This is a genomic window from Streptomyces vietnamensis (assembly GCF_000830005.1).
GTDB classification, from domain to species: domain Bacteria; phylum Actinomycetota; class Actinomycetes; order Streptomycetales; family Streptomycetaceae; genus Streptomyces; species Streptomyces vietnamensis.
Genome location: NZ_CP010407.1, coordinates 7,175,868 through 7,200,937, shown reverse-complemented (window position 1 = coordinate 7,200,937; position 25,070 = coordinate 7,175,868). Strand labels below are relative to the sequence as shown.

General features: G+C 71.0%; 5 protein-coding genes and 2 pseudogenes. 4 read left to right on the top strand and 3 right to left on the bottom strand.

What is annotated here, in order from left to right; translation table 11 throughout:
- Positions 1 to 292: 292 nt before the first annotated feature.
- Complete coding sequence (locus SVTN_RS32230; protein WP_041132253.1) at positions 293 to 574, bottom strand: acyl carrier protein; 282 nt, start codon at positions 572 to 574, stop codon at positions 293 to 295.
- A gap of 536 nt (positions 575 to 1,110) precedes the next feature.
- Here SVTN_RS32230 and SVTN_RS32225 point away from each other — a divergent pair.
- From SVTN_RS32225 to SVTN_RS32210, 4 genes are all read left to right on the top strand, one after another.
- Positions 1,111 to 2,049: a TauD/TfdA family dioxygenase gene (locus SVTN_RS32225; RefSeq protein ID WP_041132252.1), complete on the top strand. Its 939-nt coding sequence runs from the start codon at positions 1,111 to 1,113 to the stop codon at positions 2,047 to 2,049.
- Between the two features lie 253 nt (positions 2,050 to 2,302).
- Positions 2,303 to 3,307 (top strand): TauD/TfdA family dioxygenase, encoded by a 1,005-nt coding sequence (locus SVTN_RS32220; protein WP_041132251.1) that lies wholly within the window; start codon positions 2,303 to 2,305, stop codon positions 3,305 to 3,307.
- 78 nt (positions 3,308 to 3,385) lie between these two features.
- The gene (locus SVTN_RS32215) at positions 3,386 to 5,197 is read left to right on the top strand and encodes a non-ribosomal peptide synthetase (RefSeq protein ID WP_041134458.1); all 1,812 of its coding nucleotides are present in this window, start codon (positions 3,386 to 3,388) and stop codon (positions 5,195 to 5,197) included.
- Between the two features lie 27 nt (positions 5,198 to 5,224).
- Positions 5,225 to 5,995: a thioesterase II family protein gene (locus tag SVTN_RS32210; RefSeq protein ID WP_041132250.1), complete on the top strand. Its 771-nt coding sequence runs from the start codon at positions 5,225 to 5,227 to the stop codon at positions 5,993 to 5,995.
- 262 nt (positions 5,996 to 6,257) lie between these two features.
- Here SVTN_RS32210 and SVTN_RS41215 read toward each other — a convergent pair.
- Positions 6,258 to 13,265: pseudogene (locus SVTN_RS41215) on the bottom strand (amino acid adenylation domain-containing protein); the annotation flags it as partial.
- A gap of 84 nt (positions 13,266 to 13,349) precedes the next feature.
- Positions 13,350 to 24,905: pseudogene (locus tag SVTN_RS41210) on the bottom strand (amino acid adenylation domain-containing protein); the annotation flags it as partial.
- Between the last annotated feature and the right edge of the window lie 165 nt (positions 24,906 to 25,070).

Sequence of the window (25,070 nt, the reverse complement as noted above, 5' to 3'; positions counted from 1 at the left end):
GGCGCAGACCACTATGCCCCAGCCGCCGGCGATGGTGCGGGCGTTCAACCCGGTGCAAATGATCAGCACGGGTGTTCAACCATCGCCGTGCGCCAGTTGGACGAGAACCGGCGGAGGTGGAGGCCGCGCCCCCGGGACGGGGGTTTTCCGGGAGCGCGGCGGTCTCACACCAGGCGACGGGACGGGAAAGCGGTCCGCGGCCCGGTCGGCTGGTCGGCTGTTCGGTGAGGCAGTCCCGGTAGATGGCGGCGGCGCAGGCCATCAGGCCGGGCGTCAATGTCCTGAAGGGCCTTCAGGCCGACGGCAGTTCGGCGACCAGGCCGGTCAGGTGAACGGTCAGAGCCGCAACCGTGTCGACGTCCCACACCAGGGTCGGCTCCACGGTCACACCCAACTTGTCCTCGATGTCCCCGCACAACGCGAAGGCGTACACCGACTCCAGCCCGTACTCGGCGAGCGAGACACCCGGATCGATCTCCCCCACCGCCGTCTCCAGGTAATAGGACACCCGCTCCATCAACCACCGCTCGATGTCCTCACCCGACACCCGCACATCCACTGTCCGATCAGTCATCGAAGTCCCTCTCTCATCAGATATATGGTGAAAACTCGGTTCATGGTCCACGGCCCCCGGATGCGTGGGACCGCGAGATGGAGCAGTGCCTGCTCGAACCGGCGCTTCGCGCCGTACTGGCCAGAACTCCGCCGTAATGCCGGACCCCTGCTGTCGGGCTGCCTCAGCAGGCCGGCCCGACAGCAGGGGCGCCACTCCTTCATCGCCTCGATCAGGCTCCTGGACGGGACTCCACCGCCAAGCCGTGTCAGGCCACCCGCACCAGCCTCCAGGTGCCCAAGGGCCCCAGTTTCACCATGTCGCCTCGCTTCACTATGGTGCAGGCCCGCACGACTGATCAATCCTTGATGCTCACCGCGGCCACCGTTCAACTGCGTTGGCGCGCCGGTTGAACGACGCCGAACATTCGCCCCGGTCCATTGGCACGGCCGACCCTCCCGGCAGGCGGCCGAACCGAACCTGTGCGTCCGACTGTGGCGCCCCGCAGGTTGAACAACTCGACGCCCGACCTCCCAACCACCAAGGAGACATCCCCCATGAGCGTTCAGCAGGGCTGGGCACCGCAACAGTTCACGCCCGAGAGCACCGGCGCCAGCGCGACCACCCGGGGACTGATGGAGTACCTCGACTCGGTCGCCGTCGGCGAACTGCTGGACCGTCACCAGGCCCTGCTGTTCCGGGGTTTCGACGTCACCGAGGCGGGCTTGGCGGACGTGATGCCCGCCCTGCTGCCCGAGCGCCTCGCGTACGTGCACGGCAACACGCCCAGGACCAAGGTCTCCGACAACGTCTACACCTCGACGGAGTACCCGCCCGAGTACGCGATCTCCATGCACAGCGAGCTTTCCTACGCCCACGCCTGGCCCTCCCGGCTGCTCTTCTGCTGCGTACAGCCGGCTACCACGGGAGGCGCCACTCCCCTGCTGGACGGCGCCTCCTGGCTGGCGGCACTCGACGAACGGATCCGTGCGGACTTCGGCGGCGGCGTCTGCTACCGGCAGTACCTGCACGGTGGCAGGGGCTTCGGCAAGAGCTGGCAGGCGACGTTCGAGACGGACGACCGGGCGGAGGTCGAGAAGCTGCTGGCCGAGGCGGGCGTGAGCTGGGAGTGGACCGCCGGCAATGCGCTGCGGACGCGTCAGGTCCGGCCCTCGACGCTCCGGCACCCGGTCACCGGTGAGGAGGTCTGGTTCAACCAGGCGGACCAATGGCACCCCGCGACGCTGGGCGAGGAGACCATGCGCGAGCTCGCGGCCATCGTCCCCGCGGACGAGCTGCCGCAGTCGGTGACCTTCGCCGATGGCTCCCCCATCCCCGACGAGTACGTGCTCGAGATCCGCGAGAAGGGGCTGGCGCTGGCCGTTGACGTCGACTGGCGGCAGGGCGACGTCCTGGTCATCGACAACGTCGCCGTCGCACACGGGCGCAGGGCGTTCGCCGGAAGCCGCCGGGTCCTGGTCGCCATGTCGCGCTGAGAGCACCGGGCAGAACGCGGGAGCCCTGGTCCGCAGCCGATGGACCAGGGCTCCCGGTTCGGTCGGTGGCGACCGGGGCGTCACTCGGGCGGCGGGACGATCTTCGCCTCATGGGCGGCGATGGCGCGCTGCACCCGGCCGCGTGCATCGAGTCAGCCCGTTGAACGGAGTCAGCCCGTTGAACGCCTTAACGTGGCGCAACCGATCCTCCTATCATCCAACCGGTCCACGGAACTGGAAAGGACCTGATCCAATGTCACATACGCTGGAATGGCAGGTAGTTGAGGGCAAGCCGGCCATAACGCAGGTCGCCGGTCTCACCGGGATGACACAGGTCCGCGCGTGGCTCGAGGATGTCCGTCCGCAACTGACCGCGGCTCTGCGGGAATACGGCGCGATCTACCTGCGCGGCCTGCCGATGGCGACCATCGAGGACTTCGCGCAGATCCGAGACGTGCTCATCAGCGAGCGGACGCCGTACCGGGAGAAGACCACTCCCCGCAGTCGGCTCGGCGACGACGTCTTCTCTTCGACGGACCTCCCGGCCGCGCAGTCGATCCGGATGCACAACGAGAACAGCTACACGCTGACCTTCCCCGGCCGGCTGTTGTTCGGCTGCCTGGTCGCACCGTCGCAGGGCGGGGCGACACCCGTCGCGGACTGCCGGAAGGTCCTCGACGCGCTCCCCGATCAGGTGGTCGAGAAGATCCGGACCGCCGGGTGGCGACTCTCGCGCAGCTACTCCGAGCACATTTCCACCGACTGGCAGACCGCGTTCGCCACCGATGACGTGGACGAGGTCGCGCGCTACTGCGCGGACAACCTCATCGGCCACCAGTGGTACGACGACGGCACCCTGAAGACGAGCCAGATCCGTCCCGGCATCATCACCCACCCGTCGAGTGGCGAGGAGGTGTGGTTCAACCACCTGCTCTTCTGGAACGAGTGGGCGCTGGAGGAGGACCTGCGGGAGGCGCTGGTCGATGAGTTCGGACGCGACGGTCTTCCGTTCAACACCGAGTTCGGTGACGGGGACGCGCTGAGCAACGAGGACCTCCAGGCCATCCAGGCGGCCTATGACGCGGCCACGGTGCGCGAGACCTGGCAGCCGGGCGACGTGATGCTGGTCGACAACATCCTGACCGCACACGGCCGGGATCCGTTCCGTGGCGACCGGAAGATCGTGGTGGCCATGGGCGACCCGGTCGAGCTCTCCGAGTGCCGGCCGACCGTGGAGCCCGCGCCCGCGTTCGCCTGAACCTGACCGGCGCCGTCAGACCGGGTCGGTCCGATGGCCGCGCCATGCCCCATTCCTGTGCACAAGGAGCTCGTTCTCGTGACTGACCTCGCCCAGAAGCCGGTTGACCTGGTAACACGCTTCCGCGCTGCCGCACAGCACGCCCCGGACCGGATCGCCGTACGGGGCACGGACGGTGAGCTCACCTTCGCCGAGCTCGACCGGCGAACCGCACAGCTCGCCGGTGCCCTGGCCTCCCGTGGCATCGGCGTCGGCGACCTGGTGGGGGTCAGCCTGCCGCGCACCACCCAGCTGGTCGTATCGCTGCTCGCGGTGTGGCGGGCGGGTGCGGCCTACCTCCCGCTGGACCCCCGCTACCCGGTCGAGCGCCTGGAGTTCATGGCCAAGGACGCCGGCATCCGGGTACTGGTGGGGGCGCCGAGCCACGCCCTGTGGGCATCCGGCCTCGACGTCGTCGCCCCGGACTCCGTGGCCGACGACCCCGAAGCCGCCGACTCGAAGCCGGTGGCCGCCAATCCGCTCGACCCGGCGTACGTGATCTACACCTCGGGCTCAACCGGTCGGCCCAAGGGCGTCCAGGTCGGACGGGGATCCGTCGCAGACCTGGTCACGGCCCTGGAGCGGGCCGGCGTCTACGCCGAAGAGCCGCGGGTCGTCGGCTGGAACGCCAGCGTCTCCTTCGATTCCTCGGTGAAGCAGTGGGCGCGGATCTGCCGCGGCGACACCATCGCCATCCTCGACGAGGACCAGCGCACCGATCCCGTCCAGCTCCGGACCCTGCTCGACGCGTACGGCATCCAGGACCTCGACCTCACCCCCTCCCTCTGGGAGCTGGTGCGAACCTGCCTGCTGGACAGCGGTGCCGACGGCCCGCTGCCGCGTCTGTTCATGGGCGGGGAGCCGGTGCCGGAGCGGACCTGGGAGGAGATGTCCAAGGCGACCGCGAACGGGCTGCTCGAAGCGGTGAACCTCTACGGTCCGACCGAGTGCACCGTGGACGCCACCAGTGCCTGGATCACCGGTGGGGAAGCGCACATCGGCCACCCGCTGCCGGGCACCCGGGCGTACGTGGTCGGCGACGACCTCCGGCAGGTGACCGCTCCCGGTGAGACGGGCGAGCTGTACTTGGCGGGCGAGGGCCTGGCCCTGGGCTACCTCAACCGGTCGGCCCTGACCGCCGAGCGCTTCGTCGCCGACCCGTTCGCCGCGAACGGCGACGGGCCTTCCCTGCCCGGCGGCGGGCAAGGAGCGAGGATGTACCGCACCGGAGACCAGGTCCGCCTGCGAGCCGACGGTTCGCTGGACTTCATCGGCCGGGTCGACCGCCAGGTCAAGATCCGCGGCTACCGGATCGAACTCGGCGAGGTCGAGGCCGCGGTCTCCTCGCACCCCCGGGTGACCACCGCCGTGCTGACCGGCTACCGGGACCCCGCGCTCGGCGACCGGTTGGTGGCCTACTACGTCGCCGCCGAGCCGCCGACCGGCGCGGAGTTGCGCGACCACTGCGCCGCAGCGCTCCCCGAGTTCATGGTCCCTTCGGTCTTCGTGGCGGTCGACGCCATTCCGCTGACCGTCAACGGCAAGGTCGACTGGGAGGCACTGCCCGCGCCGCATGCGGCACCCGTCGAGCAGTTCGTCGAGCCCCGGGGAACGGTCGAGAAGCTGCTCGCCGAGGTCTGGTCGGAGGTCCTGGGCCGGGACCGGATCAGCGCCGACGACAACTTCTTCGCCCTGGGCGGCCACTCGCTCGTCGCGCTGCGCGTCATCAGCCGGCTGAAGCGCGAGCTCGGCCTCGCCGTGCGGACCAAAGAGGTGTACCAGCACCCGCAGCTGCGCGAACTGGCCGGGTACGTCGAGGCCAAGCTCGCCGCGGCTCCCGAGACCCCCTGACCCCTCACATCACAAGGATTCCCGCCCATGGCTACCGCCCAGGACCTCATCGTCGTCCGATCCCGCCGAACCGAGAACGCCGCCCGCACCCTGATCTGCCTCGGCTTCTGCGGCGGCGGCACCGGGCAGTACCACCAGTGGGGCGGCATGCTCCCGGCGGACGTCGACCTCGCCGCCATCTGCTACCCGGGCCGGGAAGGCCGTTTCATGGAGGACTTCGCCCAGACCTGGGACGCCCTCGCCGACGACACGACCCAGGCCGTGCTCTCCGCCGCCGCCGAGGGCCCCTATGTGCTCTTCGGTCACAGCATGGGCGGCTGGATGGCCTTCGACGTCACCGTGCGCATCGAGCGGCTCGGCGGCCCCGCGCCCGAGGCGCTCGTGGTGTCCTCCGCCAACGCGGCCGACCGCGGACTGACCGCCCAGGACGGGTCCCCGACCCAGCAGGACACCGACGAGCAGCTGCTCGGCTGGATGACCATGCACGGGATGTTGCCCGAGCACGTCGTCAACGACCCGGACCTGCGGGAACTCGCGGTCGAGCTGATGCGGGCCGACGTCCGGGTCCGGGACACCTTCCGCTACGTTCCCGGCTCGAAGGTCAGTGTGCCGCTGCAGGTCCTGACCGGCGAGACGGACACGGTGATCGAGCCCAACGCCGGCGAGTACTGGCGGCACCTCACGACCGGTGACTTCCGGCACGACGCCCTGCCCGGCGGCCACTTCTACACGCCGGAGGTCTGGAGTCGGATTCCGACCTACATCCCGGCCCTCTCCGGGGCGTTCAGCTCCCGCTGACGCCCCCGGGGACTCTCGGACCGACAGCGCGGGTGCCGAGGCTGTGTCACAGCCTCGGCACCCGCGCTTCGGCGTTCCCGCCGGCCCCGAGCCCCGGCATCCCGCTCTCCAGGGGATCAGCTCGTTTCGCTTCGCGTCGGCCATGACCGGCCGCCTGTCGGTGAGGACGGCAAGGGGAAACGGGAGGGCCGCCACCCGCGGTGCGGATGACGGCCCTCCCCTTCGCTTGCGGCGCGCCTACCGCTGCGCCCGTAGGAGACCGCTACGACCGGCCCGAGCCCAGCCACCCCTCGACGGCGGCCCACACCTGGCCCAGCGCCTGAGGCCGCATCATGTCGGCGTGCGTGAAGGGAAGGCTCACCTCGGTGACCTCCCCGGAGACGTACGGCTCCCACTGCTGCGCCCACGGCACATCGGTCGCCTTGTCCGCCGTCGCGACCACCATCAGGGCATCCCCGCGGAACCGACCGGTCCGGTGCTCCGCCAACAGCCGGCTGTTGTTCTCGAAGACGCGCATGATGCGGATCAGCTCCTCGTCCGAGATCCCACCGAGGACAGCGCCCATGTCCGCCCGGAGCTCCCGGAGCCTCTGGGCGCCCACGGCGTTCTCGCCGTCCGCCGACGAGCTCGCCGGGTCGTCGGACCGGTCCGCCTCCCCAGCGTTGCGGGATGCCTCGCCGACCGCGGCGGGATCCGCGTCCTGCTCCGCCGGGTAGGCGTCCAGCATGACCAGCGCGGCCACCTGCTCACCCGCCGCCTGGAGTTGCACCGCGATCTCATGCGCCACCGTCCCCCCGAAGGAGTAACCCACCAGGTGGTAGGGGCCGCTCGGCTGCACGGAACGAATCTGCTCGATGTACGCCGCGGCCATCTCCACGGCACAGGCTGCGAGTTCACTCGTGCCGTCGAGCCCGTCGGCCTGCAGCCCGTAGAGCGGATGTTCCTGCGAGATGTACCGGGCCAGCGGCAGGTAGCACCAGCTCGCCCCGCTTCCGGGATGCACGAAGAAGAACGGCGACTTGCTGCCGCTCGGCCGGATGGAAAGCATGCCGCCGAGCGCGTCCTTGACCGACGACAAGGACATCCTGCTGAGCAGTCCCGCCGCAGTCGGGTTGGTGATCACGTCGCGCACCGACACCGACACACCGCGCGACCGCAGCTCCTCCACCAGCGACACCGCCAGCAGTGAGTGCCCACCCAGGGCGAAGAAGTCGTCGTCGAGCCCGACGCTCTCCAGCCCCAGCAGCTTCGCGAACGCCTCGCACACGGTCTGTTCGAGGGCACTGAGCGAGCCGCCGCCGTCGGGAGCCTTCGCACTCACGGCATGCTGCGGGGCCGGCAGGGCCTTGCGGTCCAGCTTGCCGTTCACGGTCAGCGGCAGCGCGTCCAGCACCACCACCGCCGACGGAACCATGTAGGACGGCAACCGCTCGGCAACGAACGCACGGACGGAAGAGGCGAGTTCGGCATTGTCGCCGCCTGCCATGACACGTTCGATCACCGTGGCCTGCGCCACCAGCGGGTGCCCGGCCACCACCGACTCCACCTCGGCCGGCTCCACCCGGAACCCACGGATCTTCACCTGCTCATCCACACGCCCCGCGAACACCAGCCGGCCGTCCGCCGACCACTTCACACGGTCACCCGTGCGATACAACCGACCACCCACCGCACCGAACGGATCCGCCACGAACCGCTCACCCGTCAGCCCCGGACGGTTCAGATAACCACGCGCCAACCCCGCACCCGCGACATACAACTCACCCGCCACACCCACCGGCACCGGAACCAAGCACTCGTCCAGCACATACACCCGGGTACCGTCCAACGGCCCACCGATCGGCAGCACCTCACCCAGCACCTCCGGCGAACCCACCTCGTACTGGGTGGCACACAGCGTCACCTCCGTCGGCCCGTACAGGTGCCGCACCACCACACCCGCACTGGCCTCCAGCACACGCCGCACCGCCCCCACCGGCACCACATCACCACCGGTCAACACCTCACGCACACCCGCGAAACACCCCGGATCCTGCTCCGCGACCACCCGGAACAGCCCCGCCGTCACATGCACGTGCGACACCGCACAGTCGACCAGCAGCTTCCGCAGCACCACCGCATCCACCGCACCCGCCGGCGCCACCACCACCGCCGCACCCGACAGCAACGCCACCCACACCTCGTACGAAGAGGCATCGAAGGCATGCGGAGCCTGGAACAACACCCGGTCCCCCGACCCCACACCCCAGTGCGAAGCCGACACCAACTCCACCAGATCCCGCTGCGTGGTCACCACACCCTTGGGCACACCCGTCGAACCCGAGGTGTACATCACATACACCGGGCACTCCAGACCCACCCCGACGCCGGTCACCCGAGCCGACCCGGCCGGCAGCCGCTCACCGTCGACCACCAGCACCGGCGCCTCCACCGACCCCGGCACCCGCCAGGCGGCATCCCGCGTGGTCAGCACACACACCGGCGCCGCGTCATCCAGCACATAGGCGATCCGCTCCGACGGAGACTCCCCATCCACCGGCAGATACGCACCACCCGCCTTCACCACCGCCAGCAACGCCACCAGCAGCTCCACCGAGCGGTCCATCACCACACCCACCAGCGACTCCGCGCCGACCCCGTGATCCCGCAACACACCCGCCAACGCGGCAGCCCGCACATCCAACTCCGCATACGTCAGCTCGATGCCCTCGGCCACCACCGCCACCGCATCCGGCGTCCGCGCCACCTGCCCGGCGAACACCTCCGCCACCGACAGCACAGGAGCAGCAACACCCGTGTCGTTCCACTCCTCCAGGAGCAGGCGACGCTCATCCGCGCCCATCACGTCCACGGCGCTCAACCGCGTCCCCGGCTGCGCCGTCACCGTCTCCAGAACCTGGAGCAGCCGGCCCGCGATCCGCCGCACGGTCTCCGCATCGAACAGGTCCGCCGCCGCCAGGAGCACACCCCGCAAGCCGGCCGGCGCGCCGTCGGCGTCGAACGCCTCGCTCAGGTTCAGGTCCAGGTCGAACTTGCCGTGCACCAGACCGCCCGACATCCCTTCGGCGCGCAGACCGGGCAGCTCCAGCCGTGCCGACTGGTTGTTCTGCAGGGCGAGCACGACCTGGAACAGCGGCTGGCGTGCCGCCGACCGGGCCGGCGACAACTCCTCCACCAGCCGCTCGAACGGCACGTCCTGATGCTCGAACGCGCGCAGGCTGGTCTCCCGGACCCGCTCCAGCAGCTCGTCGAAGGTCGGGTCACCGGACAGGTCGGTCCGGATCACCAGGGTGTTGACGAAGAACCCGACCAGATCATTGAGCGCCTCGTCGGTGCGCCCGGCGACCGGCGACCCGATCGGGATGTCCACCCCCGCCCCCAGGCGGTTCAACGTCACCGCCAACGCCGCCTGCAGCACCATGAACAGGGTCGCCCCCCGCTCCCGGGCCAGCGCCGCCAGTCGCTGGTGCATCTGTGCGGAGACGGCCAGCTCCACGCTCTCACCGCGGTGCGAAGCCGTCGCCGGGCGTTGGCGGTCCACCGGCAGCTCCAACTCCTCCGGGGCCCCGGCCAACGCCTCGCGCCAGTACGCCACCTGCCCGGACAGCACACTGCCCGGATCGTCCTCGCTCCCGAGCAGCTCCCGCTGCCACAGCGCATAGTCCGCGTACTGCACCGGCAGCGCCGCCCAGTCGGGCATCCGGCCCTCCAGCCGAGCGGTATACGCCACCGACAGGTCCCGCGCCAACGGCGCCGTCGACCAGCCGTCCCCGGCAATGTGGTGAACCACCACCACCAGCACGTGATCGGCCTCGCCGAGGGCGAACAGCGTCGCCCGAAGCGGGATCTCCGACGTCAGGTCGAACCCATGCCCGACCGCCTCCGTCACCGCCGCATCCAGCTCCTGCGGGGCCACCTCGACCACCGACAGCTCGAAGCCGCACTCCTCCAGCGACAGCACCCGCTGGAACGGCCCGCCATCCGCCAGCGGCAGGACCGTGCGCAGCACCTCGTGCCGCCCGATCACGTCCCGCAGCGCCTCGGCCATGGCCCTGCGGTCCAGCTCCCCGGTCAACCGCAGCGCCATCGGAATGTTGTAGGTCGCGCTCGGACCCTCCAGCTGCCCCAGGAACCACAGCCGGCGCTGCGCGAACGACAGCGGCACCCGCTCCGGACGTTCCGCCGGCACCAGCGCCGCACGGCCCTCGCCGGCCTCACCCTTCCACGCCGCGAGCGCGGCCGGCGTCGGACGTTCGAACAGCACCCGGAGGGGCAGCTCCACGCCCAGCACCGCGCGCATCCGGCTCACCAACCGCATCGCCGACAGCGAATGACCACCCAGCGCGAAGAAGTCGTCCTTCACACCGACCCGGTCAAGTCCCAGCACCTGCGCGAACGCCTGGCACAGCCACTCCTCCTGCACCGTCGCCGGTGCCCGACCCGCACCCGCCGCATGCCCCGGTTCGGGCAGGGCCTTGCGGTCCACCTTGCCGTTGACGGTCAGCGGCAGCGCGTCCATGCCCACGGCCGCGCCACGGCGGGCCGGTTCCTCGCCCTTGCCGTCGGCGGTCGGCACCACGTAGGCCACCAGGCGCTTGTCACCCGGCACGTCCTCACGCACCACCACGGCCGCCTGCGTGACCTGCGGGTGCCCGATCACGACCGACTCGATCTCACCCGGCTCGATCCGGAAGCCGCGGATCTTCACCTGCTGATCGGCCCGGCCGGCGTACTCCAGCTCGCCGTCGGCGTTCCACCGCGCCAGGTCTCCGGTGCGGTACAGCCGGCCACCCGCGGGCCCGTACGGGTCGGCGACGAACCGCTCGGCCGTCAGCCCCGCACGGCCCAGGTAGCCGCGGGCCAGCCCCGCGCCCGCCACATACAGCTCGCCCGCCACACCCACCGGCACCGGGCGCAGCGCGGCGTCCAGCACGTAGGCGCGCATGTTGTCGAGCGGGCGCCCGATCGGCAGCGCGCCCTCGCCGTCCACCGCGGTGTGCGTGGCGACGAACGTGGTGGCCTCGGTCGGCCCGTACCCGTTCACCACCACGATGTCCGGGCAGGCCGCCCGCACCCGGGCCACGGCCACCGGCGACAGCACGTCACCACCGGCCCACACCTCACGCACCCCGGCCAGACACCCCGGGTCCTCCTCCGCCACCAGGGCGAACAGCCCCGCCGTCAGCCACAGCGCCGTGACCCCGTAGGCACCGACCGCCTTGGCGAAAGCAGCCGTTGAGACATCCCCGGGGGCCATCACCACGACCCGGCGCCCGGTCAGCAGCGGGACCCACAGCTCCATCGTCGACGCGTCGAAGGAGTGCGGCGAGTGCAGCAACACCCGCTCCATCGCCGCGCCCGCGAACCGCCGGTCCCGCGCCAGCGCGGCCACGTCCGCATGCGTCACCGCCACGCCCTTGGGGCGACCGGTCGAGCCGGAGGTGTACATCACGTACGCCAACTGGCGCGGGGAGAACGGAACGTCGACCGACTCGGCAGTCGTCGCGTCGACCGTCAGTACGGTCAGGCCCAACTCCTCGGCCTGCTCCCGCAGTCCAGCATCGGTGAGCACCACCTTCGCGCCCGTCTCGGACACGATCGCCTGCCGATGCGCCAACGGATAGCGGCTGTCCAGCGGCACATAGCACCCGCCCGCCTTCACCACCGCGAGCAGCGCCACCACCAGGTCCGCCGAGCGCTCCATCAGCACCGCGACACCCGACTCCGCGCGCACACCGTGCTCGACCAGGCGCCGCGCCACGGCATTCGCCCGCGCGTCCAGCTCCGCATACGTCAGCTCGAGGCCCTCGGCCACCACCGCCACCGCATCCGGCGTCCGCGCCACCTGCGCGGCGAACAGCTCCGGCAGCGTCGACGGCTCGACCTCGACCGCCGTGTCGTTCCAGCCCGTCAGGACGAGCTCGCGCTCCTCCTCGGTCATCAACTCGACGTAGATGATCGGGCGTTCCGGTGCCGCCAGCAGCTCACGCAGTACCCGGACGAAGCCGTTGCCGATCCGCTCGGCGGTCTGCTCGTCGAACAGGTCGCGGGCGAAGACCACGCCGGCCGTCAGGCCGGCGGGGGCGCCTGCCGTGCCGAACTTCTCGGAGAAGGTGAAGTTGAGGTCGAACTTGGCCGGGGCCGGCCTGGCGGCCACCGGCTTGGCGGTGAGGCCCGGGAGGCCCAGCACGGGCTGGGCGTTGTTCTGCAAGGAGAGCATCACCTGAAAGAGCGGGTGACGGGACATCGACCGGGCCGGCGACAACTCCTCCACCAGCCGCTCGAACGGCACGTCCTGATGCTCGAACGCACGCAGGCTGGTCTCACGCACCCGGCCCAGCAGCTCGATGAAGCTCGGCGCGCCGGCCAAGTCGGTCCGCAGAACCAGGGTGTTGACGAAGAAGCCCACCAGGTCGTTGAGGCCCTCGTCCATCCGGCCGGCGACCGCGGTGCCGATCGGGATGTCGGTGCCGGCGCCGAACCCGGACAGCAGCACGGCGAGCGCCGCCTGCAGCACCATGAACGGGGTGCAGCCCTCGGCGCGGGCCAGTTCGGTTATCCCCCGGTGGAGTTCGGCGGGCACCTGGAACTCCACGGTGCCGCCGTGGTGGCCGGCGACGGGCGGGCGGGGCCGGTCGAAGGGCAGCGCGAGCTCCTCGGGCAGCTCGGCCAGCGCCTGCCGCCAGTAGGAGAGTTGATCGTTGAGCAGACTCTCCGGGTCGTCCTCCTCGCCGAGCAGCTCGCGCTGCCAGAGCGCGTAGTCGGCGTACTGGCCGGGCAGTTCGTCCCAGTCGGGCTCGGTGCCGGCCAGGCGGGCCCGGTAGGCGCTGGAGACGTCGCGGGCGAGCGGGCCCATCGACCAGCCGTCGCCGGCGATGTGGTGCACCACCAGCAGCAGCACGTGCTCGGCCTCGCCGCGCGAGAACAGCCAGGCGCGCAGCGGGATGTCCTCGGCGAGGCGGAAGACGCAGCCGGCTGCGCCGGCCAGTTCGGCGGTCAACTCCGGCTCGGTCATGGCGGTGGCGTCGACCACGGTCAGCAGCGAGCCCACCGACTCGGCGTCCCGGATGTTCTGCCACGGCTTCCCGGAGACCGCCGGGAACACCGTCCTCAGCACCTCGTGGCGGGTCACCACGTCGTGCAGGGCGCCGTCCAGCGCCGCGATGTCGAGGGTGCCGGTGAGCCGCAGGCCCATCGGGATGTTGTAGGTGGCGTTCGGGCCCTCCAGCTCGCTCAGGAACCAGAGCCGCTGCTGGGCGAAGGAAACCGGGATCACCGTTCAGGACTCCTTGTTCGCGCGCATTGCCCGGAACGCGGGCCGTGCCTTCTTGTTCGCCGATTCGAGCAGCTTTGCCACGCCGGCGACCGTCGGTGCCTCGAAGAGGGCCTGGATGGGCAGTTCCACGTCGAGTGCTTTCCGGATCCGGCTGGCCAGTCGCACCGCCAGCAGCGAGTGACCGCCCAGGGCGAAGAAGTCGTCGTCGAGCCCGACCGATGCGACCTCCACCCCCAGCACCTGCGCGAACGCCTCGCAGAGCTGCTGTTCGCGTGGCGTGGTCGGGGGCCGGTGGGTGGCCGCAGGGCCCAGGTCGGGGGCCGGCAGGGCCTTGCGGTCCACCTTGCCGTTGACGGTCAGCGGCAGCGCGTCCATGACCACGACCGCGGCCGGGACCATGTACTGCGGCAACCACTCGGCCGCGAAAGCAGCCACCCCGGCGGCCAGTTCCCCGCCCGTACCGTCAACGGCCGGCACCACGTAGGCCACCAGGCGCTTGTCACCCGGCACGTCCTCACGCACCACCACGGCCGCCTGCGCGACCTGCGGGTGCCCGACCACGACCGACTCGACCTCACCCGGCTCGATCCGGAAACCACGGATCTTCACCTGCTCGTCCGCACGGCCCGCGAACACCAACTGCCCCTCAGCCGTCCACCGCGCCCGGTCGCCCGTGCGGTAGAACCGCTCGCCCGGCGCACCGAACGGGTTCGCCACGAACCGCTCCCCGGTCAGCCCCGCACGGCCCAGGTAGCCGCGGGCCAGCCCCGCGCCCGCAACGTACAGCTCGCCCGCCACACCCACCGGTACGGGCTGCAGCGACTCGTCCAGCACGTACACCCGGGTGTTGACCACCGGCGTGCCGATCGCCACCACCGACGACGCCGGATCGCACTGCCACAACGTGGCATCCACCGTCGTCTCCGTCGGGCCGTAGGAGTTGAACATCCTGCGACCCTCGGCCCAGCGCGCCATCACCTCCGGCGGACACGCCTCACCCGCCGTCACCACCACCACGCCGCGATCCACCGAACCCGCGTCCAGCGTCGCCAACACCGCCGGCGGCAACGTCACATGCGTCACCCCCTGCTCCGCCAGGAACACCGGCAACGCCTCACCCAGGCGCCGGTCCTGCGGAATGACCACCAGCGCGGCACCCGTCAGCAACGCCATGAACCACTCCCACCCGAAGGTGTCGAAACCCGCCGAGGCGAACTGCCCCACCCGCGAACCAGCACCGACCCCCAACCACCGCACATGACCCGCCACCTGGTGCGCCACACCCGCATGCGACACCAGGACACCCTTCGGACGCCCCGTCGACCCCGACGTGTAGATCACATACGCCGGATGCGCCGCAAGCAGCGGCAACCGACGCTCCGCGTCCGTCACCCCCTCACCCGAGAACCCGGCCAGCTCCGCAACCGTCGCAGCATCGTCCAGGACCACCACCGGCACCGACCCCGCCAGCATCCCGGCCGTAGCCCGGCTCGCAACAGCCAGCACCGAAGCGGCGTCCCGCACCATGTACGCGATCCGCTCCGCCGGATATCCCGGATCCACCGGCATGTACGCGCCGCCCGCCTTCGCCACCGCGAGCAACGAGACCATCAGGTCCACGCCGCGCTCCATCAGCACGGCGACCACCGACTCCGGGCCCACACCACGCTCGATCAGCAGCCGCGCCAGCCGGTTCGCCCGCGCGTCCAGCTCCGCGTACGACACCTCGACACCGTCAGCCACCACCGCCACCGCAGCCGGAGCCAGCCGCACCCGCTCTTCGAACAACCCCGGCAACGTCGACGACGCCACCTCGACCGCCGTGTCGTTCCACTCCTCCAGGAGCAGGCGACGCTCAGCCGGATCGAGCACATTCACCGCCGCGAACCGCGTCTGCGGAGCCTCCTCCAGGATGGCCGTCAGGTTCGTGACGGCGGCCTGCAGCAGCGCGCAGATCCGCTCCGCATCGGCCGGTGCCACCGCTTTGGCGGTCAGGAAGAAGCCACTCCCCATGTCGTCGACGGCCACGCTCACGGGATAGTTGGTGGGGTCGCTCGCGGCCAGCACCCCGACGCCCTCAAGGCTGGGGCCACTGCCCTGTGCGGCGGCCTCGCTGTGCCGGTAGTTGAAGATCGAGGTGAACAGCGGGCTGCCGCCCGTCACCCCGCTCGCCTGCTGCGCCAGCGAAAGCGGCGCGTGCTCGTGCACCAGCAGCTCGGCCAACTGGCCCCGCATGCCGTCCAGCGCCTCACCCGCACTCTGCGCGTCCACCCGCACGCGCACCGGCAGGGTGTTCATGAACAGACCCGGCACCCGGTCCGAACCGGCGCCCGCGTTCATCCGGCCGAACAGCACCGTACCGAACACCACATCGTCACGGCCCGACAGCGATGCCAGCACCCGCGCCCACGCCAGGTGGAACACCGTGGCCGGGCTCACGCCCTGCCGCCGCGCCACCTCACGCACCCGGCCGGCCACCTCGGCATCGAGGGGAACCTGGCAGTGCATCGCAGCGGTGCCGTCACCGTGCACGTCCAGCAACCCGAACGGCGCCGTCGTCTCGGTGACGTCCCCGAGCAGCTCGGTGAAGTACCGCTCGTGCTCCTCACGCGGGACGCCCAGGCGGGCCTGCGCCACGAAGTCGCGGAACGGCAGCGGCTCCGGCAGCGTGTCGGCACGGCCGGACACGAATGCCCGGAGCTCCTCGAGCAGCACGTCCCGTGAGGTGTGGTCCCCCACCAGGTGGTGCATTCGCAGCAGTGCCAGCCAGCGGTCACCGCCGGGCTCCGCCGCGATGTGGACCGTCATCAGGGGCGCCCGGGTCAGATCCATCCACGATCCGCCGACGGCTGCCAGCTGCTCCACCGGATCGGGACCCTGCGGGTCCAGCACGACCTCCTGGACCGGCAGCTCCACCCGACGCAACACCACCTGCACCGGCTCGCGCAGCCCCTCCCACACGAACGCCGTGCGGTAGACGTCGTGCCGGTCGATCACCTCCCGCAGCCCGTCCAGGAACGCGTCCACCCGCTCCCGCGAGTCGAACCCCAACACCGACGGCCGCATGTAGACATCCGCCTCGGCACCCTGATCCGCCATCAGATGATGGAAGAGCATGCCCTCCTGGAGCGGGGCCAGCGGGTAGACGTCGGCCACATTGGCCGCACCGCCCTCGACCGTGGCCACGACCGACTCGATCTCCGCCTCGGTGAGCTCCACCATCGACAGCATCTCCGGCGTGATCCCGACGGCACCCTCGGGAATCAGGTTCGGCGGAACCACCACCTGGACCGGCCCGGCAGCGCCGGCCAGCTCGGCCGGCGTGGGGTTGCGCAGCAGGGTGCGGATGGAGACCGACACACCTCGGACCCGCAGGTACTCCACCAGCGACACCGCCAGCAGGGAGTGACCCCCCAGGGCGAAGAAGTTGTCCTCCACGCCGACGCTCTCCAGCCCCAGGGCGTGTGCGAACGCGGCGCACAGGATCTCCTCCTGCACCGTCGCCGGCCCACGGCCCACCCGGACGTCCTCATCCGCGGTGCCGGAGTCGTCCGGTGCGGGCAGGGCCGCGAGGTCCAGCGCCCCGTCCGACGTCAGCGGCAGCGTGTCCAGCACCACCACGGAGGGCACCAGCTGCTCCGCCAGGCGGTTGCCGGCGAGCTGCCGCACCGCGTCCGCCAACGCTGCGTGATCAGCGCCGGAGTCGGCGGGTACGACATAAGCGACCAGGCTCCCGCCGCCTCCCGTCCCGGATGCCTGGCCGTCGTCCGCATCGTGCTCGCGCTCGATGACCGCCAGCTGAGCCAAGCCGGGCTGCGTGGCCAGCACGGTCTGCACCTGACGCGCGGTTCGCCCGGGCGTCAGGATCCGCTCCTGCTCGTCCTCACCCAGCACGGCCACCGCCGCAAGCCGGGTCCGCGGCTCGGCCGTGACCGTCTCAAGGACGCGAACCAGCCAGACCGCGATCCGCTCGGCCGTGTCCGCGTCGAACAGGTCGGCTGCCGCAACCATGACACCACGCAGGCCCGCCGGAGCGCCCTGGGCGTCGAAGACCTCCCCGAGCGACATGCTCAGGTCGAACTTCGCCAACCCCGTTCCGGCGGCCTGCCGGCCGACCCGCAGCCCCGGCAGCTCCAGCTGCTCCAGCTCGGACCGGCCATCGCCGGAGGCCGCGGCGGTGTTCTGCAGGGTGAGCATGACCTGGAACAGCGGGTGACTGGCCAGCGAACGTGCCGGCGCCAACTCCTCCACCAGCTTCTCGAACGGCACATCCTGGTTCTCGTAGGCGCGCAGGCCCGTCTCCCGGACCCGCTCGACCACCTCACCGAAGGTCGGGTCGCCGGACAGGTCGGTACGGATCACCAACGTGTTGACGAAGAACCCGACCAGGTCGTTGAGCGCCTCGTCGGTGCGCCCGGCGATCGCCGCACCGATCGGGATGTCCGTGCCCGCACCGATCCGGTTCAGGGTGACCGCCAACGCCGCCTGCAGCACCATGAACAAGGTCGCCCCCTGCTCCCGGGCCACCGACAGCAGGCCCTCGTGCAGCCCTGCGGGGATCTCCAGCCCCACCGTGTGACCGCGGTGGGTGGGTGCCGCGGGCCGCGCCAGGTCAGTGGGCAGGACGAGCTCCTCCGGGACCCCGGCCAACGCCTCGCGCCAGTACGCCACCTGCCCGGACAGCACACTGCCCGGATCGTCCTCGCTCCCGAGCAGCTCCCGCTGCCACAACGCATAGTCCGCGTACTGCACCGGAAGCGCCGCCCAGTCCGGCATCCGACCCGCGGCCCGCGCCGCATAGGCCACCGACAGGTCCCGCGCCAACGGCGCCGTCGACCAGCCGTCCCCGGCGACGTGGTGGACCACCACCACCAGCACGTGATCGGCCTCGCCGAGCGCGAACAGCGTCGCCCGAAACGGGATCTCCGACGTCAGGTCGAACCCATGCCCGACCGCCTCCGCCACCGCCGCATCCAGCTCCCGCGGGGCCACCTCGACCACCGACAGCTCGAAGCCGCACTCCTCCAGCGACAGCACCCGCTGGAACGGCTCACCGTCCGCCGCCGGCAGGACCGTGCGCAGCACCTCGTGCCGCCCGATCACGTCCCGCAGCGCCTCGGCCATGGCCCTGCGGTCCAGCTCCCCGGTCAACCGCAGCGCCATCGGAATGTTGTAGGTCGCGCTCGGACCCTCCAGCTGCCCCAGGAACCACAGCCGGCGCTGCGCGAACGACAGCGGCACCCGCTCCGGACGCACCACCGGCACCAGCGCCGCACGGCCTTCGCCGGCCTCACCCATCCACGCCGCGACCGCGGCCGGCGTCGGACGCTCGTACAGCATCCGCAGGGGCAGCTCCACGCCCAGCACCGTGCGCACCCGGATCACCAGCTTCATCGCCAGCAGCGAATGACCACCCAGCGCGAAGAAGTCGTCCTCCACACCGACCGCGGGCAGCCTCAGCACCTGCGCGAACGCCTGGCACAGCAGCTCCTCCTGCACCGTCGCCGGTGCCCGACCGGCGCCGGCCAGGCCGGTGTAGTCCGGGGCGGGCAGGGCCTTGCGGTCCACCTTGCCGTTCGCCGTCAGAGGCATTTCCTCCAACACCACCACAGCCGACGGAACCATGTACTCCGGCAGGCTGCGGGCGAGGTGGGCCCGCAGGTCCGCCGCGTCCACCTGCACTCCGGCCCGGGGCACGACGTACCCGGCAAGCCGCTGATCCCCCGCACCGCTCCCGTTGACCGTCACCGCCGCCTGCGCCACCAGCTCGTGACGCTCCAGCGCAGCCTCGATCTCACCCAGTTCGATCCGGAAGCCACGCACCTTGACCTGCGTGTCGACCCGGCCCAGGCACTCCAGCGTCCCGTCCTCGCGCCAGCGGGCCAGGTCGCCCGTGCGGTACATCCGCTCGCCCCTCGGCCCGAACGGCGCGGCGGTGAACCGCTCAGCGCTCAAGCCGGGACGGCCCAGGTACCCCCGAGCCAACTGCGCGCCCGCCAGGTACAACTCGCCCGCCACACCTGCCGGGACCGGCTGCAGGAACCCGTCCAGCACGTAGGCGCGCATGTTGGCGAACGGACGCCCGATGGTCACCGGACCCTCGCCGACCTCGGCCGAGGTCGCCCAGACCGTGGCCTCCGTCGGACCGTACAGGTTCACCGCCCACAGGCCCAGCTCCCGCACCCGGCCCGCCAACTCCTCGGACAGCGCCTCGCCGCCGATCAGCACCCGCACCCCGCGCGGCCAGTCAGCCTCAGCGGACAGCAGAGTCCGCCACAGCGACGGAACAGCCTGAACGGCAGTCACCCCGCCCGCGTCGACCAACTCCCGCAACGCCGCCGCATCACGTACCGTCTCCCGCTCGGCAAGCACCACAGCCGCCCCGCACACCAACGGCAGGAACAACTCCAGCGCCGCGATGTCGAAAGACACCGTCGTCACGGCCAGCAGACGGTCGCCGGCTCCCAACGGAACCCGCTGCCCGGCCGCCCGCAAATGGTTCACCAGTGCCTGGTGAGTGACCACGACCCCCTTGGGGCGCCCGGTCGAACCCGACGTGTGAATCACATACACCGGGTGGGCCGGCAGCAGCGGCACCTCCAGATCGGCATCCGTCAGCTGCGCCTCCTCGAAGCCCGAGCACTCGGCGCGCAGTTCGGCGGAGTCCAGCACCAGCACCGGCCCGTCAACCGAGTCCGGCAGCACCCGTGCACACCGCTCCGTCGTCAGGACACACACCGGCGCCGCGTCATCCAGCACATAGGCGATCCGCTCCGCCGGATACTCCGGATCCACCGGCAGGTACGCGCCCCCTGCCTTCGCCACCGCCAGCAGCGACACCACCAGCTCCACGCCGCGCTCCATCAGCACCGCGACCACCGACTCCGGGCCCACACCACGCCCGATCAGCAGCCGCGCCAGCCGGTTCGCCCGCGCGTCCAGCTCCGCGTACGACAGCTCGACGCCCTCGAAGGCCAGCGCCACCGCATCCGGCGTACGCGCCACCTGCCCGGCGAACAGCTCCGGCAGCGTCGACGGCTCGACCTCGACCGCCGTGTCGTTCCACTCCTCGACAACCTGACGGCGCTCAGCCTCACCCAGCACGTCGAGCGCCGCGAACCGCGACTGCGGAGCCTCCTCCAAGACGGCCGTCAGGTTCGTGACGGCGGCCTGCAGCAGCGCGCAGATCCGCTCCGCATCGGCCGGTGCCACCGCTTCGACGATCAGGCTGAAGCCACTCCCGAGGTCGTCGACGGACACGCTCACGGGGTAGTTGGTGTGGTCGCTCACGGTCAGCAGCCCGACGCCCTCGAGGCGGGGACCGGTCCCCGTCGCCGGTGCCTGGCCGTGGCGGTAGTTGAGGATCGAGGTGAACAGCGGGCTGCCGCCCGTCACCCCGCTCGCCTGCTGCGCCAGCGAAAGCGGCGCGTGCTCGTGCACCAGCAGCTCGGCCAACTGGCCCCGCATGCCGTCCAGCGCCTCACCCGCACTCTGCGCGTCCACCCGCACGCGCACCGGCAGGGTGTTCATGAACAGACCCGGCACCCGGTCCGAACCGGCACCCGCGTTCATCCGGCCGAACAGCACCGTACCGAACACCACGTCCTCACGACCGCTCACCGCGGCCAGCACCCGCGCCCACGCCAGGTGGAACACCGTGGCCGGACTCACGCCCTGCCGCCGCGCCACCTCACGCACCCGGCCGGCCACCTCGGCATCGAGGGGAACCTGGCAGCGCACCGCGGCGGTGCCGTCACCGTGCAGATCCAGCACGCCGAACGGCGCCGTCGTCTCGGTGACGTCCCCGAGCAGCTCGGTGAAGTACCGCTCGTGCTCCTCGCGCGGGACGCCCAGGCGAGCCTGCGCCACGAAGTCGCGGAACGGCAGCGGCTCCGGCAGCGTGTCGGCACGGCCGGACACGAACGCCCGCACCTCCCCGAACAGCACGTCCAGCGAGGTGTGGTCCTGCACCATGTGGTGGGTTCGCAGCAGTGCCAGCCAGCGGTCACCGCCGGGTTCCGCCGCGATGTGGACCGTCATCAGGGGTGCCCGGGTCAGATCCATCCACGATCCGGCAACAGCCTTCAGCTGCTCCACCGGGTCGGGGCCCTGCGGGTCCAGCACGACCTCCTGGACCGGCAGCTCCACCCGACGCGACACCACCTGCACCGGCTCGGCCAGGTCCTCCCACACGAACGCCGTGCGGCAGATGTCATGCCGGTCGATCACCCACTGCAGTGCCTCCAGGAACGCGTCCACCCGCTCCCGCGAGTCGAATTCCAGCACCGACGGCAGTACGTAGACATCCGTCCCGGCGTCCTGATCCGCCATCAGGTGGTGGAAGAGGAGGCCCTCCTGGAGCGGGGCGAGCGGGTAGACGTCGGCCACATTGGCCGCGCCGCCCTCGACCGTGGCCACGACCGACTCGATCTCCGTCTCGGTGAGCTCCACCATCGACAGCATCTCCGGCGTGATCCCGACGGCACCCTCGGGAATCAGGTTCGGCGGAACCACCACCTGGACCGGCCCGGCAGCGCCGGCCAGCCCGGCCGGCGTCGGCGTCTGGAACAGGGCCTTCACCGAGACAGAGACACCCCGCGCACGGAGGTTCGCCACCAGGGAGACCACAAGGAGCGAGTGACCGCCCAGGGCGAAGAAGTCGTCATCGACACCGACCCGGTCGAGTCCCAGGACCTCGGCGAACGCCTGGCACAGCAGCTCCTCCTGCACCGTCGCCGGCGCCCGACCTTCACCCGCCGCATACTCCGGTGCGGGCAGGGCCTTGCGGTCCACCTTGCCGTTCACCGTCAGCGGCAGCTCCTCCAGCACCACCACCGCCGACGGAACCATGTACTGCGGCAATCGCTCACCGGCGAACTGCCTCAGGCTGGTTACGAGTTCATCCGCACCGGCGTCGACGTCGGTCGGAACCGCGTACGCGACCAGGCGCTTGTCGCCCGGCACGTCCTCACGGACCAGCACCACGGCCTGCTCCAGGCCGGGATGCCCGGCCAGGACGGCCTGCACCTCGCCCGGCTCGATCCGGAAGCCGCGGATCTTCACCTGCTCGTCCGCACGACCCGCGTACTCCAGCTCGCCGTCGGCGTTCCACCGCGCCAGGTCTCCGGTGCGGTACAGCCGGCCACCCGCCGGCCCGTACGGGTCGGCGACGAACCGCTCGGCCGTCAGCCCCGCACGGCCCAGGTAGCCGCGGGCCAGCCCCGCGCCCGCCACATACAGCTCGCCCGCCACACCCACCGGCACCGGGCGCAGCGCGGCGTCCAGCACGTAGGCGCGCATGTTGTCGAGCGGGCGCCCGATCGGCAGCGCGCCCTCGCCGTCCACCGCGGTGTGCGTGGCGACGAACGTGGTGGCCTCGGTCGGCCCGTACCCGTTCACCACCACGATGTCCGGGCAGGCCGCCCGCACCCGGGCCACGGCCACCGGCGACAGCACGTCACCACCGGCCCACACCTCACGCACCCCGGCCAGACACCCCGGGTCCTCCTCCGCCACCAGGGCGAACAGCCCCGCCGTCAGCCACAGCGCCGTGACCCCGAACGAGGAGACCACCTCGGCGAGCGAGACCGCCGTGACATCACCGGCCGGCATCACCACGACCCGGCGCCCGGTCAGCAGCGGGACCCACAGCTCCATCGTCGACGCGTCGAAGGAGTACGGCGAGTGCAGCAGCACCCGCTCCATCGCCGCGCCCGCGAACCGCCGGTCCCGCGCCAGCGCCGCCACGTCCGCATGCGTCACCGCCACGCCCTTGGGGCGACCGGTCGAGCCGGAGGTGTACATCACATAGGCCAGCCCCTCCACGTCACAGGAGATCTCCAGCGGCTCCGCAGCGCCCACACCGGAAACCTCCAGCACCGCCAGGCCCAGCTCGGCCGCCTGGCCCCGCAGCTCGGCATCGGTGAGGACGACCGAGGCACCCGTCTCCCCGACGATCGTCCGACGGTGCGCCAGCGGATACCGGGCGTCCAGCGGAACGTAGTAACCGCCCGCCTTCACCACCGCGAGCAGCGCCACCACCAGGTCCGCCGAGCGCTCCATCAGCACCGCGACACCCGACTCCGCGCGCACACCGTGCTCGACCAGGCGCCGCGCCACGGCATTCGCCCGCGCGTCCAGCTCCGCATACGTCAGCTCGAGGCCCTCGGCCACCACCGCCACCGCATCCGGCGTCCGCGCCACCTGCGCCGCGAACAGCTCCGGCAGCGTCGACGGCTCGACCCCGACCGCCGTGTCGTTCCACTCCTCCAGGAGCAGGCGACGCTCAGCCGGGTCGAGCACATTCACCGCCGACAATCGCGTCTGCGGCTCAGCGACGACCGTCTCGACGACCCGCAGCAGCCAACCCGCGAAACGCTCCGCCGTCCCCGCATCGAACAGATCCGCAGCCGCGATCAGCCTTCCCCGGATGCCCGCCGACTTGCCCTGCGCGTCGAAGACCTCACCAAGACTCACTTCCAGGTCGAACTTCGACGCCCCCAGACCCGCTGACGACGCCAGATCCGAAGGCAGCGAGCCCGCCCCCGACAGATCCAACGCCGCCGAAGCCGTGTTCTGCACCGTGAGCATGACCTGGAAGAGCGGGTTCCGGGCCATCGACCGGGTCGGTGACAGCTCCTCGACCAGCTTCTCGAACGGCACGTCCTGGTGTGCGAACGCGTGCAGGCTGGTCTCCCGGACCCGCTCCAGCACCTCGTCGAAGGTCGGGTCACCGGACAGGTCCGTGCGCATCACCAACGTGTTCACGAAGAACCCGACCAGGTCCTCCAAGGCCTTCTCGGTGCGTCCGGCGATCGCCGCCCCGATCGGGATGTCGTTCCCCGCACCCAACCGGTTGAGGGTGACCGCCAGCGCGGCCTGCACCACCATGAACAGGGTCACCCCCCGCTCCCTGGTCACCTTCACCAGCCGCTCGTGCACGTCGGCCGGCAGCTCGACCGCCACCGCATGGCCCTGATGACTGGCCACGGCGGGACGGGGCCGATCGGTCGGCAGCTCCAGTTCGGCCGGCGCCCCGGCCAGCGTCTTGCGCCAGTACGCCAGCTGCCGGGAGAGCACGCTGTCCGGGTTCTGCTCGTCGCCGAGCAGCTCCCGCTGCCACAGCACGTAGTCCGCGTACTGCACCGGCAGCGGCTCCCACTCCGGTGCCCGACCCGCGGCCCGCGCCGCATACGCCACCGACAGGTCCCGCGCCAACGGCGCCGTCGACCAGCCGTCCCCGGCGATGTGGTGAACCACCACCACCAGCACGTGCTCGTCCTGGCTCACCGTGAACAGCGTTGCGCGCAAGGGGATTTCGGCGGACAGATCGAACGCGTACGCGACCGCCCCGCTCACGGCGCTGGGCAGCGACTCCTGGGAAACCGCCTCGACCGCAAGCTCGAACCCGCTGTCCTCAACCTTGAGGACCCGCTGGTACGGCTCCCCGTTCTCGGCCAGGAAGACCGTGCGCAGCACCTCGTGCCGCCCCACCACGTCCCGCAACGCCTCGGCGAGGGCTTCCCGATCCACATCCCCGGTCAGCCGCAGTGCCATCGGAATGTTGTAGGTCGCGCTCGGACCCTCCAACTGACTCAGGAACCACAGCCGACGCTGCGCAAACGACAACGGAATCATCAGTAGTCCTCCTGCTTACGCATCGGCCGCAGAGTGGGCCTGGTCATGCTCTGGGTCTTGATCTGACTGGCGGGCCGGCCGACGAGGGCCTCCCGATCCACATCCCCGGTCAGTCGCAGTGCCATCGGAATGTCGTAGGTCGCACTCGGACCCTCCGACTGA

Bases quoted from the DNA above. Each gene is read 5' to 3' on its own strand.
- SVTN_RS32230 (WP_041132253.1), bottom strand. From the start codon at position 574: ATGACTGATCGGACAGTGGATGTGCGGGTGTCGGGTGAGGACATCGAG.
- SVTN_RS32225 (WP_041132252.1), top strand. From the start codon at position 1,111: ATGAGCGTTCAGCAGGGCTGGGCACCGCAACAGTTCACGCCCGAGAGC.
- SVTN_RS32220 (WP_041132251.1), top strand. From the start codon at position 2,303: ATGTCACATACGCTGGAATGGCAGGTAGTTGAGGGCAAGCCGGCCATA.
- SVTN_RS32210 (WP_041132250.1), top strand. From the start codon at position 5,225: ATGGCTACCGCCCAGGACCTCATCGTCGTCCGATCCCGCCGAACCGAG.